The organism is Dolichospermum sp. FACHB-1091, from assembly GCF_014697585.1.
GTDB lineage: Bacteria > Cyanobacteriota > Cyanobacteriia > Cyanobacteriales > Nostocaceae > Dolichospermum.
Window position 1 is genome coordinate 1 of record NZ_JACJSB010000029.1, and the last position, 16,454, is coordinate 16,454.

13 protein-coding genes are annotated in these 16,454 nt (G+C 39.2%); 9 read left to right on the forward strand and 4 right to left on the reverse strand.

The window, feature by feature from the left end; translation table 11 throughout:
• The first annotated feature begins 518 nt into the window (after positions 1-518).
• On the forward strand, positions 519-3,137 hold the full coding sequence (gene clpB / locus H6G25_RS16845) for an ATP-dependent chaperone ClpB (protein ID WP_190393481.1): 2,619 nt from the start codon (positions 519-521) through the stop codon (positions 3,135-3,137).
• 67 nt (positions 3,138-3,204) lie between these two features.
• Here the strand turns inward: clpB and H6G25_RS16850 are convergent, their stop codons facing one another.
• Positions 3,205-3,771 carry an SRPBCC family protein gene (locus H6G25_RS16850; RefSeq protein ID WP_028090073.1) on the reverse strand — a complete coding sequence of 189 codons (567 nt, stop codon included), beginning with the start codon at positions 3,769-3,771 and terminating at the stop codon, positions 3,205-3,207.
• A 201-nt stretch (positions 3,772-3,972) separates the two neighbouring features.
• Here H6G25_RS16850 and H6G25_RS16855 point away from each other — a divergent pair, with 201 nt between their 5' ends.
• Positions 3,973-4,167, forward strand: a complete 195-nt coding sequence (locus tag H6G25_RS16855; protein ID WP_190393482.1) for a hypothetical protein — start codon at positions 3,973-3,975, stop codon at positions 4,165-4,167.
• A gap of 68 nt (positions 4,168-4,235) precedes the next feature.
• Here the strand turns inward: H6G25_RS16855 and H6G25_RS16860 are convergent, their stop codons facing one another.
• Complete coding sequence (locus H6G25_RS16860; RefSeq protein ID WP_190393483.1) at positions 4,236-4,847, reverse strand: DUF4360 domain-containing protein; 612 nt, start codon at positions 4,845-4,847, stop codon at positions 4,236-4,238.
• Positions 4,848-5,173: 326 nt separating this feature from the next.
• Here H6G25_RS16860 and rd point away from each other — a divergent pair, with 326 nt between their 5' ends.
• The 7 genes from rd (at position 5,174) to rppB (ending at position 13,201) form a co-directional block, all read left to right on the forward strand.
• The gene (gene rd, locus H6G25_RS16865) at positions 5,174-5,338 is read left to right on the forward strand and encodes a rubredoxin (RefSeq protein WP_190393484.1); all 165 of its coding nucleotides are present in this window, start codon (positions 5,174-5,176) and stop codon (positions 5,336-5,338) included.
• 33 nt (positions 5,339-5,371) lie between these two features.
• Positions 5,372-6,613 carry an NAD(P)/FAD-dependent oxidoreductase gene (locus tag H6G25_RS16870; protein WP_190393485.1) on the forward strand — a complete coding sequence of 414 codons (1,242 nt, stop codon included), beginning with the start codon at positions 5,372-5,374 and terminating at the stop codon, positions 6,611-6,613.
• 228 nt (positions 6,614-6,841) lie between these two features.
• Entirely contained in the window at positions 6,842-7,888 is a 1,047-nt protein-coding gene (gene lpxD / locus H6G25_RS16875) for a UDP-3-O-(3-hydroxymyristoyl)glucosamine N-acyltransferase (protein ID WP_190393486.1), read from the forward strand.
• Between the two features lie 159 nt (positions 7,889-8,047).
• Positions 8,048-9,571 carry a bifunctional phosphoribosylaminoimidazolecarboxamide formyltransferase/IMP cyclohydrolase gene (purH, locus tag H6G25_RS16880; RefSeq protein WP_190393487.1) on the forward strand — a complete coding sequence of 508 codons (1,524 nt, stop codon included), beginning with the start codon at positions 8,048-8,050 and terminating at the stop codon, positions 9,569-9,571.
• A gap of 608 nt (positions 9,572-10,179) precedes the next feature.
• Positions 10,180-10,881 carry a DUF305 domain-containing protein gene (locus H6G25_RS16885; protein ID WP_190393488.1) on the forward strand — a complete coding sequence of 234 codons (702 nt, stop codon included), beginning with the start codon at positions 10,180-10,182 and terminating at the stop codon, positions 10,879-10,881.
• Positions 10,882-11,102: 221 nt separating this feature from the next.
• Complete coding sequence (gene rppA / locus H6G25_RS16890) at positions 11,103-11,789, forward strand: two-component system response regulator RppA (protein ID WP_190393489.1); 687 nt, start codon at positions 11,103-11,105, stop codon at positions 11,787-11,789.
• Positions 11,790-11,881: 92 nt separating this feature from the next.
• On the forward strand, positions 11,882-13,201 hold the full coding sequence (rppB, locus tag H6G25_RS16895) for a two-component system sensor histidine kinase RppB (RefSeq protein WP_190393490.1): 1,320 nt from the start codon (positions 11,882-11,884) through the stop codon (positions 13,199-13,201).
• On the opposite strand, the gene H6G25_RS16900 is transcribed toward rppB, so the two are convergent.
• The gene (locus tag H6G25_RS16900) at positions 13,161-14,465 is read right to left on the reverse strand and encodes a hypothetical protein (RefSeq protein ID WP_190393491.1); all 1,305 of its coding nucleotides are present in this window, start codon (positions 14,463-14,465) and stop codon (positions 13,161-13,163) included. The genes rppB and H6G25_RS16900 overlap by 41 nt on opposite strands.
• Positions 14,462-15,553: a cysteine synthase family protein gene (locus H6G25_RS16905; RefSeq protein ID WP_190393492.1), complete on the reverse strand. Its 1,092-nt coding sequence runs from the start codon at positions 15,551-15,553 to the stop codon at positions 14,462-14,464. Before H6G25_RS16905 ends, H6G25_RS16900 begins: the two co-directional genes overlap by 4 nt.
• Positions 15,554-16,454: the final 901 nt, after the last annotated feature.

Genomic DNA, 16,454 nt, shown 5'->3' on the forward strand with positions numbered 1-16,454 from the left:
ACTGAAACTCCGATTTTTTTAGCAAATTCATGAGGTTTAAACATAAAGTCACTCATAGGTGTGTCTATGAGTGTACAGGTTTGTCTATTAAATTGTCAACTTAGGACAAGCTCACCTATCGCGCTGAAGATAAATCCTATCCAGAGTTTGCGAAAACTGTGGAAGACACGATAATTAAATCCTTTAGATTGGAAAAATCCACCTCTGAAAAACCTACAAGTCCAATCTGGTAATTAAGTTTTAATTACAAAAAGGGGAACAGGGAACAGGGAACAGGGAACAGGGAACAGGGAACAGGGAACAGGGAACAGGGAACAGGGAATAGGGAATAGGGAATAGGGAATAGGGAATAGGGAATAGATAAAAAACACTGACAACTAACAACTGACAACTGACAACTTATTACTCCAGATTGGGCAATAATACTACATTTTAAAGATGTGAAGACCGATCTAGCTATTCTGCCAAATATTTTTACAATGATCCTATTAAACAGTAGTTTGTTATTCTAAAAGCTTATGCAGCCAACTAACCCCAATCAATTTACAGAAAAAGCCTGGGAAGCGATCGCTCACACCCCCGATGTAGCCAAACAGTATCAGCAACAGCAATTAGAAAGTGAACATTTGATGAAAGGGTTACTGGAACAGGAAGGACTGGCCAGTGCGATTTTCACCAAAGCCGGGGCAAACCTGCAAAAAGTCCGTGATCGTACTGATCAATTCATTCAACGTCAACCCAAGGTATCCGGTTCTAGCACTTCCGTATATTTAGGACGCAGTTTAGATACATTGTTAGACCGGGCAGAAAAATATCGTCAAGAATTTAAAGACGAATTTATTTCTATTGAACATTTATTACTAGGTTACGCCAAAGATGACCGTTTTGGCAAGGGTCTGTGTCAAGAATTTGGTTTAGATGAAAACAAACTCAAAAATATTATCAAAGAAATTCGGGGGAAACAAAAGGTGACTGACCAAAATCCAGAAGGTAAATATCAATCACTAGAGAAGTACGGACGGGATCTCACGGAAGCCGCCCGCAAAGGTCAACTAGACCCCGTAATCGGTCGTGATGATGAAATTAGACGTACGGTACAAATTCTCTCCCGTAGAACCAAAAATAACCCGGTTTTAATTGGTGAACCTGGGGTGGGGAAAACTGCAATTGCGGAAGGTTTGGCACAGCGCATAGTTGCGGGTGATGTTCCCCAATCTCTCAAAGATCGTAAACTGATTAGTTTGGACATGGGGGCTTTAATTGCGGGGGCTAAATTCCGAGGTGAATTTGAGGAACGTCTCAAGGCCGTATTAAAGGAAGTCACAGAATCTGGTGGCAATATTGTCTTATTTATTGATGAAATTCATACCGTTGTTGGTGCTGGTGCTACCCAAGGGGCGATGGATGCGGGGAATTTATTAAAACCGATGTTGGCGCGAGGTGAGTTACGCTGTATTGGGGCGACAACTTTGGATGAATACCGCAAATATTTGGAAAAGGACGCGGCTTTAGAAAGACGCTTTCAACAAGTTTATGTAGATCAGCCTAATGTGGTTGATACAATTTCCATTTTACGCGGTTTGAAAGAACGTTATGAAGTTCATCATGGGGTGAGAATTTCTGATAGTTCTCTTGTGGCTGCGGCTACTTTATCTAATCGTTATATTAGCGATCGCTTTCTCCCTGATAAAGCCATTGATTTGATAGATGAAGCGGCTGCTAGACTGAAAATGGAGATTACTTCTAAACCTGAAGAACTGGATGAAATAGACCGGAAAATTCTGCAATTGGAAATGGAAAAACTCTCTTTACAAAAAGAAAGTGATCTTGCTTCCCGTGAACGTTTGGAAAGATTAGAAAAAGAACTGGCTGACTTAAAGGAAGATCAAAGAACTCTCAGTGTACAATGGCAATCTGAAAAAGGTATTATTACTAAAATTCAGTCCATCAAAGAAGAAATTGACCGCGTAAATTTAGAAATTCAACAAGCGGAAAGAAACTATGATCTTAACCGGGCTGCGGAATTAAAATATGGTAAATTAACAGACCTACACCGCCAATTACAAGCAGTAGAAACCGAACTCTCCCAAACCCAAAAAACCGGAAAATCACTATTACGGGAAGAAGTCACAGAAGCCGATATCGCGGAAATTATTTCTAAATGGACAGGTATTCCCCTGCATAAATTGGTAGAATCAGAAAAAGAAAAACTGTTACATTTAGAAGACGAGTTACATGATCGTGTTGTCGGTCAACAGGAAGCTGTTACCGCTGTAGCAGACGCTATCCAACGTTCTCGCGCTGGACTTTCTGACCCCAACCGTCCCATTGCTAGTTTTGTATTTTTAGGTCCCACTGGTGTTGGTAAAACTGAATTAGCTAAGGCTTTAGCGGCTTATATGTTCGACACAGAGGAAGCTATGGTACGGATTGATATGTCCGAATACATGGATAAACATAATGTTTCCCGTTTAATCGGTGCGCCTCCTGGATATGTCGGTTATGAAGAGGGAGGACAATTAACTGAAGCCATTCGTCGTCGTCCTTATGCGGTGATTTTATTCGACGAAATCGAGAAAGCACACCCTGACGTTTTTAATATTTTCCTACAAATTCTTGATGATGGTCGGGTGACAGATGCCCAAGGTCGCACAGTGGACTTTAAAAATAGTATCATCATTATGACCAGTAATATCGGTTCTCAATATATCCTTGATGTAGCTGGGGATGACACCCGTTACGATGAAATGCGGAATCGGGTTATGGAAGCGATGCGAAATAGTTTCCGTCCAGAATTTTTAAACCGTCTAGACGAATTAATTATTTTCCACAGTTTACAAAAATCGGAATTACGGCATATTGTCCAATTACAGGTAGATAGGTTAAAACAAAGATTAACTGACAGAAAAATATCTTTGAAATTATCTAGTTCTGCCCTTGACTTTTTAGCAGAAGTAGGATATGATCCTGTTTTTGGTGCAAGACCCTTAAAAAGGGCTATTCAGCGGGAATTAGAAACCCAAATAGCGAAAGCCATTTTACGGGGTGATTTTAGTGACGGTGACACCATTTTTGTAGATGTGCAAAATGAGCGTCTTTCCTTTAATCGCTTACCCGCAGAAGTGTTTACGGGTTAGCCTGGGTACAGGGGTACAGAGTACAGTGGTACAGGAAAGGACAAAGTATTTTCCTGACCACTGACAACTATTTATAATTACAAAGCACCTGTCGCATTTTACAGAGATTTGCTGGTAATTCCAAATTCATGGCTTGTTGAATAAAAATTGAGGGAATGGGAATATGGGGCGTAGCTTGTACAGTATAAGCTAATAGAGTACCATTACCCATGTCTTTAAGCTCTAAATTAGCATGAAAATCTGTAAATGTGCCTCTTTCCATGCGAAACTGAACCTGTTGTCCTACTACTTCTACCACACGCAGATAAATTTCTACTTGAGCCGTGAAAAATAAAAAGGCTTTTTGTGCAGATTGATACAGACGTTTAACATCACCTTTAGAGATAACTTCGCTTTTAGTAATATCAGGAAAATATTGTACCCAACGGGGGTAATCTGTAATTTGTTGCCAAACATGGGATCTAATTAAGGGAATATACATACAAGCAGTAACAGCACCACCCCAGTGAGTATGGGATTTCGTTTGTAGTAACACTTCACCCTGAATCAATAATCTCTGCTGATCTTGATTCCAGAGTATATCTGATAATGGTAAGCTGGCATCAGGTATACTTTTAAGATTGGAGTTTGACATATATGATATTCTCGCAGATATAGTAATTTTGGCGACTTTTTAACGGATTTTTTACTTGTCCTGAATTGAATTTACGTCACTCAATTTTAATTACAGTCAAATTCATGGATTTTTCGCAGACAATTAGTCTAAAGTTGATTTTAAATGATCAGATCATAATTTGTGCATCAGCGCGTAAATTGGAGTTAAGAGGAAAACAGCGTGAGTCAATCTTCCTTAAGTGGCAAATTAATCCAGGGTTTTGGTATTCTCTTGGGTATAAGTGTAGCCTTATTTCTACTCAGAGGTTTTGGCATTATTACTAATTTTCCTGGTGGTTTAATTACTTTACTGTTTTTCGGGGCGATCGCATTGGCAATTTTAAGTTATTGTTCCAAGAGATGGTGGCGTTCTTAAACTTATACCTCATTTACCTGAAATCTGTTGTCAATTCCCCGCTTTTCAAAGCGAGGAATTAGTATTAATTACCGACACTGACGATATTTAATGTGATAAACTAAACCACGGTGGGCGAGATCAAAGGAGTCAACTGTCGCTATACCTGAACCATTAGCACTCATTGAAGCATTCACCCGCATATTTACACTATCACCACAGGCTGACCAAACATCACCCACAGTCACTAATTGATCTCGAACATTGTAGTCAGTTTCGCCTCTAAATGTCCTGGAAAAAACCGGGCCACGCTGACCTGCAAAAAAGTATTCTGCTCTTAGTTTCCCGCTCGTATTGGGAGCAATATAGCCTCGATAATCAGCATCGTAGAGGGAGATTTGAAAACCTTGGGGGACTTGAATAGGAATGCTCAAATTACAGCTTTTGCGTGATTCTTGTGATTTATTCCCTTCAGCAATAAACTTATCAAATAGAAGAGTTAGTTCTTGACCATCGGGGCTAACGTTGACGCTAGCAGACCCTTCAGGACAACCATTACCACCATATCCTGCACCTACAATTTTAACTTTATTCTGGTCATTGGCAAAGGCAGTCCCAATAGAAGCTATCATTAGTGCAGCCGCAGCTAGGGATGCTTGTGCAAACTTGATAGATTTATTCTGGAAATTTTGATGACTCATAACTTATGTGTTTCGGGTATTTTCACTAGTGTTCTTACAAATGTCAACGGTCGAAGGAAAGTTGTTGTTAAGTAATTGGACAAAATAATTACACAAAAATTTGCTCTGAAATTCTTTAGTAATTAAGAATTAGCAGATAATTAATATATAATTAATTCTGTCGTGGTACTTATCGCCACCTTATGAACATCAAGGCTGAAATTGGGGTGAATTTGTTCCCTTAAAACCAAATTAGCAAACAAACTTAACTTTTTCTATCATTCTCATTCAGCAACCCCAACTGTCACAGATTAATGTTTTTGAATTAATTATTGAGGTGTATAAAAATGACAAAATATATATGTAAGGTGTGTGGTTATATCTATGACCCAGAAATAGGTGATGAAGATAGCGGTATAGCACCAGGAACAGCTTTTGAAGATATTCCAGATGATTGGGTTTGTCCAGTTTGTGCTGCCCAAAAAGATGACTTTGAGTTATATGAAGAGTAATATGGATATTACGGAAACTTGTGATTTTTGATTTTGTTACCCTTGCAAATTGTCGTTATTGGTGGTGGGGCTGCGGGATTTTTCGGTGCGATCGCTTGTGCTGAAGCTAATCCCCAAGCTCATGTTACTTTAATTGAAGCCAGTCGTCAACCCTTGGCGAAAGTGCTAATTTCCGGTGGAGGTCGTTGTAATGTTACCCATGCTTGTTTTGAACCACAGCGTTTAGTCCAGAATTACCCTAGAGGTGGTAAAGCCTTATTAGGTGCATTTACCCGTTTTCAACCCTTAGATACTATTGCCTGGTTTGCGGCTCATGGGGTAAACTTAAAAACTGAAGCCGATGGGCGAATGTTCCCCATTACAGATCGAGCGGAAACTATTGCGGAATGTTTGATTAAAGCTGCTTTTGCGGCTAAAATAGAAATCTGCATTGGTACACCTGTAACTGCTGTCACTCGCAAAAATGACGGGTTTGAAATTCTCCTCAAATCAGGAGAAAGTAAAAAATGCGATCGCTTACTTTTAGCTACAGGTAGTAGTTTAGCTGGGTATAAAATCGCTAGGGAATTAGGTCATCAAATTGAACCTCCTGTACCCTCTCTTTTTACCTTGAATATTGCAGATAGTCAATTACGGGAATTAGCAGGAATTAGCGTTAATTCTGTAAATTTACGGTTATTGCTCCCAGGTAAAACCCAATTACAACAAACAGGACCCTTATTAATTACCCATTGGGGTGTAAGTGGTCCAGCAGTGTTGAAACTTTCCGCTTGGGGGGCGAGGATTCTCCATGACCACCGCTATCAATGTCAATTATTAATCAATTGGTTGCCCGAATTATCACAGGAGGAAGTGAGACAAAAACTTTTAACGGTAAAAGCCGAATGGGGAAAAAAAGCGATCGCCTTACATCGTGGTGTAGAATTACCTCATCGTCTTTGGCAATATATTATCAACCGCGTCAATATTACCACAGAAGATCGTTGGGCAGCCATATCTAATAAAACTTTAAATCAGCTAGTCCAGGAAATATCCCAAGGAGAATACCTAATTACAGGTAAAGGTGTATTTAAAGAAGAATTTGTCACCTGTGGAGGTATCAGCCTGAAAGAAGTTAACTTTAAAACAATGGAAAGTAAATTAGTACCGGGCTTGCATTTTGCAGGGGAAATATTAGATATTGATGGCATCACTGGTGGCTTTAACTTCCAAAGTGCTTGGACAACCGCATATTTAGTTGGTCAGTCCATGATCAAAACAACAGAAGACAATTAACTTATTTCTGCCTTTGCGTCTTTGCGCCTTGGCGTGAGACAAAAAACTCTGGTTCATTGACCAGGAAATTGCTGTAAGTTGTTACGCAGCTAAATTGTACAATCCTAATATGGCTAGATATTGTGGTGCGGGCATCCTGCCCGCTATAATCATACAAATTAAATGCAGTACAGCTTATTTCTGGCTTGGCGTGAGACAAAAAACTGTAAAATTTTTTAGTAAATAATTATGAAATTAAGTAAAATCATCAGCCAATTTAGTGAAGCTGTTAAAGCCGAAAGCCTGACCATACAACCAGATCAGGATTTAGAAATTACTGGAGTTGCTGCCATAGATGAAGCTACATCTGGTACTTTGAGTTATGTAGAAGGGACAAAATTCGCGTCTTTGATTGATTCTACTGGTGCAAGTGCCTTGATTTTACCAGAAGATGAAAAATTGCAAATCCAAGCAACGGCCAGGGGTATTGCATGGTTAACAACTACAGAACCACGCTTACTATTTGCCAAAGCGATCGCTCTATTTTATCAACCATACCATCCTAGTGCAGAAATTCATCCTACGGCAGTTATTCACCCCACAGCCCACATCGGGAATAATGTCTATATTGGTCCTCATGTCGTCATTTCTCAAGGGGTGGAAATTGGCAATTTGGCCATAATTCACCCCAATGTCGTTATTTATCCAGAAGTGAAAATAGGCGATCGCACCATCTTACACGCTAATTGTACCATTCATGAACGAAGTTTAATCGGTGCAGATTGCGTCATTCATAGCGGTGCTGTCATTGGTGCTGAAGGCTTTGGTTTTGTTCCTACCCGCACAGGTTGGTTAAAAATAGAACAATCTGGTTATACTGTGTTAGAGGATGAAGTCGAAGTAGGTTGTAATACAGCCATAGACCGTCCCACCGTGGGAGAAACGAGAATTGGTAAAAATACCAAAATTGATAATTTAGTCCAGATAGGACATGGTAGTAAAATCGGTGCTGGTTGCGCCATAGCAGGTCAAGCAGGCATGGCTGGAGGTGTAAAAGTTGGAAATGGGGTAATTTTAGCTGGACAAGTGGGAATTGCCAATCAGGTTAAAATTGGAGACAGAGCCATAGCTTCGGCTCAAACTGGTGTCCACAAAGACGTAGCACCGGGAGAAATTGTTTCTGGTACTCCAGCGGTATCCCACAAAATATACTTGAAAGCATCAGCAATTTATAGCCGATTACCGGAAATATATCAATTTTGCAAACAATTACAACGCAAATTAGGTAATGGGTAATAACTGTTATGCAGTTATATCTTGTGCTGCGGGCAAGATGCCCGCTATAATTACATAACATAATTTTGCCAATACTCCCCAAGTTGATTATCAATCTGAGCAACCTTTCGGTAAAATATTCTTTTGTTTGTAATTTAGTCCAAAGGAATCTGGGGAATTATGGCGCGTTTAGCCCTGCTGAGTGTATCTAATAAAACTGGTATCGGCGATTTAGCCCGGAGTTTGGTTGAAGAATTTGGCTTTGATATTATCAGCAGTGGGGGAACAGCCAAAACCCTCAAAGATGCAGGAATACCAGTTACTAAAGTTTCTGATTATACAGGTTCACCAGAAATTTTAGGCGGTCGGGTGAAAACTCTTCATCCTCGCATTCATGGCGGTATTTTAGCACGGCGGGATATGGAAGAGCATATCATAGACCTGGAAAATAACCAAATTCGCCCCATTGATTTGGTGGTGGTTAATCTTTATCCATTTACGGAAACCATTGCTAAACCTGGTGTTACCTTAGCTGACGCTGTGGAACAAATTGATATTGGGGGTCCGGCAATGTTAAGGGCTGCTGCTAAAAATTACGCCCATTTAACGGTATTATGTGATCCTGCCCAATATGGCGAGTATTTACAAGAATTACGCCAAAATGAAGTAGTTTCTTTAGAGTTTCGCCAAAAATGCGCTTTAAAGGGATTTTTGCACACTGCTAGTTATGATCATGCCATAGCATCTTATTTAGCTGGTACGCAAACACAAGAATTTACTCTTGCTGGGACACAAATTCAATCTTTACGCTATGGGGAAAATCCCCACCAACCGGCAGCCTGGTATCAAACTGGCAGTGAAGCCACAGGTTGGGCGGCAGCCACCAAACTGCAAGGGAAGGAACTCAGCTATAATAATTTGGTAGATTTGGAAGCCGCACGGCGCATAATTGCCGAATTTACCGACAGTCCCGCAGCGACAATTATTAAACATACTAACCCATGTGGAACTGCGGAAGCAACCAACATTTTCGATGCTTATCAAAAGGCTTTTAATGCCGATTCTACTTCGGCTTTTGGGGGAATTGTGGCTTTAAATCGTCCTCTTGATGCGGCCACGGCAACGGAGTTAACAAAGACATTCTTGGAATGCGTAGTTGTTCCTGGTTGTGACGCAGCAGCCCAAGAAATATTAACTAAAAAGGGCAATGTTCGCCTTTTAATTTTACCAGACTTGTTGACTGGACCGAAAGAAACTGTAAAAGCGATCGCGGGTGGGTTTTTAGTCCAATCTGCTGATGATATCATTGCTGACCCTACTCAATGGCAAGTTGTCACTGAACGTCAACCTACTCCCCAGGAGTTGGGTGAATTATTATTTGCTTGGAAAGTGTGTAAGCACGTCAAGTCAAATGCTATTGTGATTACAAGCGGTCGCACTACATTAGGTATTGGTGCTGGACAAATGAACCGCGTCGGTTCAACAAAAATCGCTATTGCCCAAGCCGGAGAAAAAGCCCAGGGTGCATTTTTAGCCAGTGACGGTTTCTTCCCCTTCGATGATACCATTCGCGCTGCCGCTGCTGCTGGCATTACTGCCATTGTCCAGCCGGGGGGAAGTCTTCGAGATCAGGATTCTATCAAGGCCGCTAATGAACTAGGCTTACTCATGGTTACAACTGGTGTCCGGCACTTTTTACATTAAGTAGGTTGGCGTTAAAAATTGTCGTTATGACAAGGGAACAGGGAACAGGGAACGGGGAACAGGGAACAGGTTCTGGGCAACTTTACTTTTCGTTACTTATGTCGGGTTTTTTCCGTTCACCTACTTATTCTTGCCTTGGAAAAACAATTTCTAAAATTGTTGTCTAAGGTACTTGCCATTTAATTGAAATAGTGATAAGTTATATTTGTGTGTGAGGAGAAAACTCAAAAAGCGTCTGGGGTGGAAACACGGCAACACTCCCGGACGCTTTTTGATTTCAAAAATTTTCTGATAGTAAATAATCAGCAAGAGCAATTACAGCGATTTTTCTGGTAAATGAACCACGGTTTTTGTTTCGCGCAATCTCTCTTAGAGATCCCGAAGGGTAGGCGCAAAGGAAGAAGGTAATTAAAGTGTGGCTTAAATCGCCGAAAACTGCTGTAATCTATTGTAATCTATCGCATTGGGTTACAGCGTGTAAGTCTACTGTACCTTGCTTCCCTAAGGGTGGGATAACTACTTCTATGCTCCCGTTGAAGTAGAAAGTAAATTCTAGTTTTGTCTAGGTTTTATATAGCAGATATTCATGCTCTCAAGGAGCTAAAATTATGAAGACTAAAAATTTGATTTATAGTTTAATTGGGTTACTAAGTAGTAGTGCTGTTAGTGGATTATTGATGATCAGTAGTACACAAGCGCAAACTCCCAATTCCGAACACAATTCTCATCATCCATCTAAACAAGCTAATCCCCCCAAAAAAGGAATGGTGATGCAAACAGATCAGCATTTTATAGAAATGATGATTCCGCACCATCAGCAAGCAGTAGAAATGGCTGATATCGCATTAACTCGCGCTCAACATCCAGAAATTAAGAATCTAGCAGTTGCTATTAAAAAAGACCAAAACCGCGAAATTGAACAACTGCGAACCTGGTATCAGGCATGGTACGGTAAGGAAGTACCCTTAATGGCTATGACTCATCAAGAAATGATGGCAAGTCATGGGAATATGTGTCAACAGATGCAGATGAATCCACCAGACACGATGAAAATGCCGATGAATGGTAAAATGCACTGCATGAATATGGATTTAGAAACATTAAAAAATGCACCAGATTTTGACAAAGAGTTTATTCGTCAAATGATTTCTCATCATCGTATGGCTGTCAAAATGTCACAGATGATTGCTAAAACAACTACCAAGCCGGAAATCCGTAATTTGGCTAAGTCTATCATTAAAACTCAAACGGTCGAAATTAACCAGATGGAGCAATGGTATCAAAGTTGGTATAAGTCGAAGCCTTTGTGAACCATTGTGAAAATCGTACTCAGAAATTATAGGGTGTTTCAGACTCAATAAGTGAGAAAAGATGGACAAAATTTCATATCTGACTCACCCTAATAATCAGTATTATTAAATATAATTTTTATATGTATCGTCTCCCAGTCTAATGAAGTACACACCAATTTATTCCCTGTTCCCTGTATCCGATAATTAGTATTATTAAATACTGTTTTTATATTTTATATATGCGTTTATTATTAGTTGAAGATGAACATGATTTAGCAATGAGTATTCATCATGCTCTTACCCAATGTAATTATGTAGTAGATTGGGTGGAAGATGGAGAGACTGCTTGGGATTATTTACAGACAATACCACTAAGATATGAAATTGCGATTTTAGATTGGATGTTACCAAAGTTGTCAGGATTGGAATTGTGTAAAAGATTAAGATCGCAAAAAAATCAATTACCAATTATGCTATTAACAGCAAGAGATAGTATGAATGATCGTGTTACGGGTTTAGATGCGGGTGCAGATGATTATCTTGTTAAGCCTTTTGGGATGGAAGAATTATTGGCGCGGGTAAGAGCATTACAGAGAAGATTACCAAATTTTCAACCACCGCAATTACAAATAGGTTCATTAATGTTAGATTATAGTAATTTTTCAGTTGTGAATTTAGAAGCGGAAAATTCTTCACCAATTATTCTCACAGCTAAAGAATTTCAACTTTTAGAATATTTTATGCAACATCCTCAACAAATACTAAATCATGAACAAATTCGCGCTAGATTGTGGGATTTTGAAAGTGATACTGTGAGTAATGTTGTTGCTGCACAAGTAAGATTATTAAGACGTAAATTATCAGAATGTGGTTTTTCTAAAGCAATTGAAACTATCCGAGGTTTTGGTTATCGTTTTTCCGCATAGTTGAGATCCCCGACTTCTTTTTTATTTTGTCAATAAGTTATCAATTAATGCCAGAAGTCGGGGATCTTATATTTACAAAATCTAAAATTCAGATGAATAATAATTCACTATTCAATTATTCTCGGTTAAAATTAGCCATTACCTATGCTGGTGTGATGGGAACAACTTTATTAATATGTGGCTATATGGCTCATATTGTTATGGTACAGGCTTTTACTCGCACAGTTGATCGAGAATTAGAACTTTTTGGTAAGGTATTTGAAGATCAATTAAAAACAGAGTTAAAAATTCCTGGAGAATTATCTATTACTACTCAGAAATCTTTGCCAGGAATTTGTTTTAAACAACAATCTTGTTTACCTATTAAATCAGAATCAGAGTTACTGGGGTTATTGGTAGAAGGATATTATCTGAGGTTTTTAACACTATCAGGAGAAGTAATTGCAGCTATTGGTAATAATCCTGATGAGTTTCCCCCTAATCTACAAATTTATCCTTCTTACGATATTAAAAATCGCAATGGTGAACTTTATCATTTACATTTAATGCCCTTAAAAATCAACAATAATCAATTGTGGGGATATTTACAAGTTGGACGATCTGTACAAAGATTAAATGATTATATGAATAGTTTACATTGGTTATTAGGATTAGGTGTTCCTTCCTCTATGATCATCATTGGTGGTGCAGGTTGGTGGTTAGCAGGTTTAGCTATGCGGCCAATTAAAAAATCATATCAACAATTACAACAATTTACCGCTGATGCGGCACATGAATTAAGAACTCCCATTACATCTTTACAAACAATTGTTGAAACAAATTCAATTAACCCAGAAACTCAAAAAGCACTGGAGAGACAAATTAAAAGATTAGTAACCTTAATACAGGATTTGTTGTTATTATCTAGACTAGAAGGTGGATTGCAAGAAGCCAAATTACAACAAATTTGTTTAAATGATTTAGTTGCAGATGTAGAAGAAGAATTAATGCCTATGGCTATGGATGCACAAGTTTTATTATCTAGTCATATTCCTGATCAATCTGATTTTTATATTCAAGGTAATGAAAGTCAAATTTATCGAATGTTGTTGAATTTAGTTAGTAATGCCATTAAATACACTCCTGCATCTGGGGAAGTAAATATTCATCTGACAACTAATGAGCATCAAGGTGTAATTACTATCAAAGATACAGGTATTGGTATTCCTAATTCTGATCTTCCCCACATTTTTGAGCGCTTTTATCGAGTTAATGCAGATCGTTCTCGCAATACTGGTGGTTCGGGATTAGGTTTGGCTATTACTTTGGCTATTGTCCAAACTCATAAAGGCAAATTAGAAGTACAAAGTCATGTAAATAAGGGCAGTACATTTACTGTGATTTTGCCGCTCGTTTCCAAATTAAACAGGTAACTTCAACTAACATAGATGTAATCATAGCCATAGCGGCAGATATTGCCCCATTCATGCCTTTGTTAATAGCTAAAGTAGCAATTATTAATAAAGTTACTGTTCCTAACCAAGTAGATAGATTGACGTGACCTGTGCGATTTTCACTGACTAAAAAACCTTGAGTTGCATTTTGTAAAGCTACTAATAATGGCACAATTGCACAGATTAAAAGAACTGGTTTCATGCTTTTAGCCAGGGTAAGATCATTAGCGATAAAACTTTGGACAATGCGATCGCCTACAGGTGTTAAACTCATGAATAATAGTAAGGTAGAACAAGCAGCGCCGACACTGATAGCAAAAGTCAGTAATTGCTTATCGCTCACTTGATGATGATATTTAATCACCATTTGCTGTATCATGCGGGTAGAATTGGCAATTACGAGAACCAGTCCCCAAGCCGCAGACCAAGCAGCAATAGCCACTGTGGCATCTTCAGCGCGAGCAATAACGCTAATTAATATCGCCCTTCCGCCCCAAACCACCATCATGGAATTAGCTAAGGGTAAATAAAATTTCCCAATTTGTGCTAAGTTGCGGGGTAAATTAGGTTGTGTGACTGTTTCCGGCGGTATAGTTGCAGCAAAAATCCGAGCAAAAATTGTTACAGCTACTGCTTCGACAATCACCCCACTGATGAGGGCAAGTCCAGCAAGTATACCCCCAGATATGGGGAAGAAAAATCCACCCGTGAGGACTAATCCTAATGTGAATAACCTGAGAATACTAGCTTTAGCTACAGCGCGAGACTGACCATGATAAATTAATAATCCTTGAAAATAACGCCGCCAAGCGATCGCAAATGGCCAACCCCCCATTAGTAATAATACTTGACTAACAGTGGCTAACATTGCTGATGGTATACCCAACAGACTCACACCCACAAAACTAAATATAATCGGTAGTCCCAACAAACTTAATAAAAAAGTTAGTCCTCCACCCACCAATAATGTAAACCGCCACAATGCTTTGCGTGAATCTTGAGAACCAGCTAAAGCATTAGAAGCGTGCAAAATCATAATAATCGGACTTTCAAAAAATATCGCCAAAGATTTGGCAATACCTACAGCCGCCAGGTTAACTTGAGCATCAGGAAGATGAGCTAATGTAGTGGTAATCATCGGATCACCACAGGCCATAGTCACATCACTAAGAGATAAAGGCAAAAATTCCCGCCATAAAGTCCCGAAACTAACTGATTGAGATTGGGGTTCTTGTAATTTCACTCTTGACTCCTACCGACAATATCTAATGGTACAGGTAGAAGATTAGCAATTGCTTCTGTGAGATGGGAATGTTCAAGAATATTGATTCCTTGTTCTGTAAGCCAATCAGTATTGTAAACTGTTTCTAAATAGCGATCGCCCCGGTCAGGATTAAGTAGTAACATAGTTTGAGGCTGAGTAAATCTACCAGCATCCCCTAAGGCTGCTGCCACAATTGCACCTGTGGAAGCACCTAAAAGCATACCTTCCTGTTTAGCCAAAGCATGACAAACAGAAAACGCTAAACCATCATCCACGCTATAAGCTGCGTCTAACACTTGCGGGTCAAAATTGGGGGGAACGAAAGATAAACCCAGTCCAGTCATCTTATAAGGGTGTCTGGGTGTACCAAAAATAGCCGATCCTGCCACATCTACACCAATAATTCTGGTTTGGGGATAATACTTTTTAAAGTAGTGACCGATACCGCCTAACTGTCCGGCTGTACTGACTCCAATCGCGATAGCATCTGGCGCGCCACCGAAAGCAGCTTCAATTTCCCGCGCCGTCCACAGGGAATGGGCATCAGTATTGCTAGGATTTTTATGTTGACAAGGATACCATGCACCAGGAATATTTGTGGCTAATTCCTGAGCTTTTGCCATTCTTGCTACCTGCATCGAACCTTGAGCGTCAGCCGCACTCAGAGGAACTTGTACCAATTCTGCACCATAGGCAGTGAGCATTCTTCGCATGGTGACAGGGGTTTTCGCATCAATAATAATTATCACCCTGTAACCCTTGGTTGCGCCCACAATTGCTAATCCAATGCCAAAGTTACCAGAGCTAGATTCAACAATTGTACCACCTGACCGCAACAAACCTTGTTTTTCGGCTTCATTCACCAGATAGGCCGCATTTTTTTCCTTAATACTCCCACCGGGATTACAAGATTCTAGTTTTAAATATAAATGATGATCTTGACAACTGGCATGAATTCGATTTAAGCGGACAATAGGAACGTTACCTAGTGCTTCCGTCACCGTTGCAAATAGGGGTGATTTTGATAAGCTGGTTCTCAGGGTCGGTTCTGGAGAGTAAGTAAGCATTGTTATTAGCTCGATACTGTTCATCTCTCAAGATGCCAACTCCAGATGAAATAAAGGTGAAATTATTAATCTAACTTCTGGAAACCAAATGCTCGCTTCATCTGCAAAACCTATATTTCCAGAAATGTTGCATTCATGATCTAAGGTTTTGGCAATTTGGCAGACAATAATTTTAGTTTCGGGTTTTAATGGAATATCAACAGGGTGAGTTGGAAAGTTGAGCAGTTTTGATGTAGGGATTTATCCCAGAACCGAAGACCTCTAAACTCAATCACAATTGATAGATAAGCTGCTGTCAAACACTCTATAAACATTGCTAGATTAAAATCATAGCCATGATTCATGTCTTAACAGCAACTAACTAAGAATTACACAGAGAAGACAGAGAATATATAGTATTTTACCGATTGCCTAGTAAACAAACGGAACAGATATCACCCCAAGTTGTCAACTTGAGTTTTTAGAGAACTCCATGAAAGAGTGCAGAATTTAACTTATATTTCCGTATTCCCTGATACTATAAATCAAGAAATTACTCCTTTTCTATTATTCTTGCATTTTGTAACACTAAGTAAGTCGGGTAATTTTTGGGCTATACCAAATAAACTGTTTTTAATTAATTTGATTAAATTTATCAATCAAATTAGTAGTTTGTAGTTTATGTAACAGACAAAAGGCATTTTTGGCAATTAGAGTAGGATGGATAGGCTTGTGTGTAACTGATAAAACGCAGTAAACAACAAATTGGAGAGTCTTTCCTGATGTTGACACCCAATGCTGGTAAAGACGAGTTACATCTAATATTTCTGGATGTAAACGTCTGAAACCGGGAAAAAATAATTGTCAGATTGACCGAATTTTACATAAGCTATTATATAGTTATGACTTTATTTGTATTTAT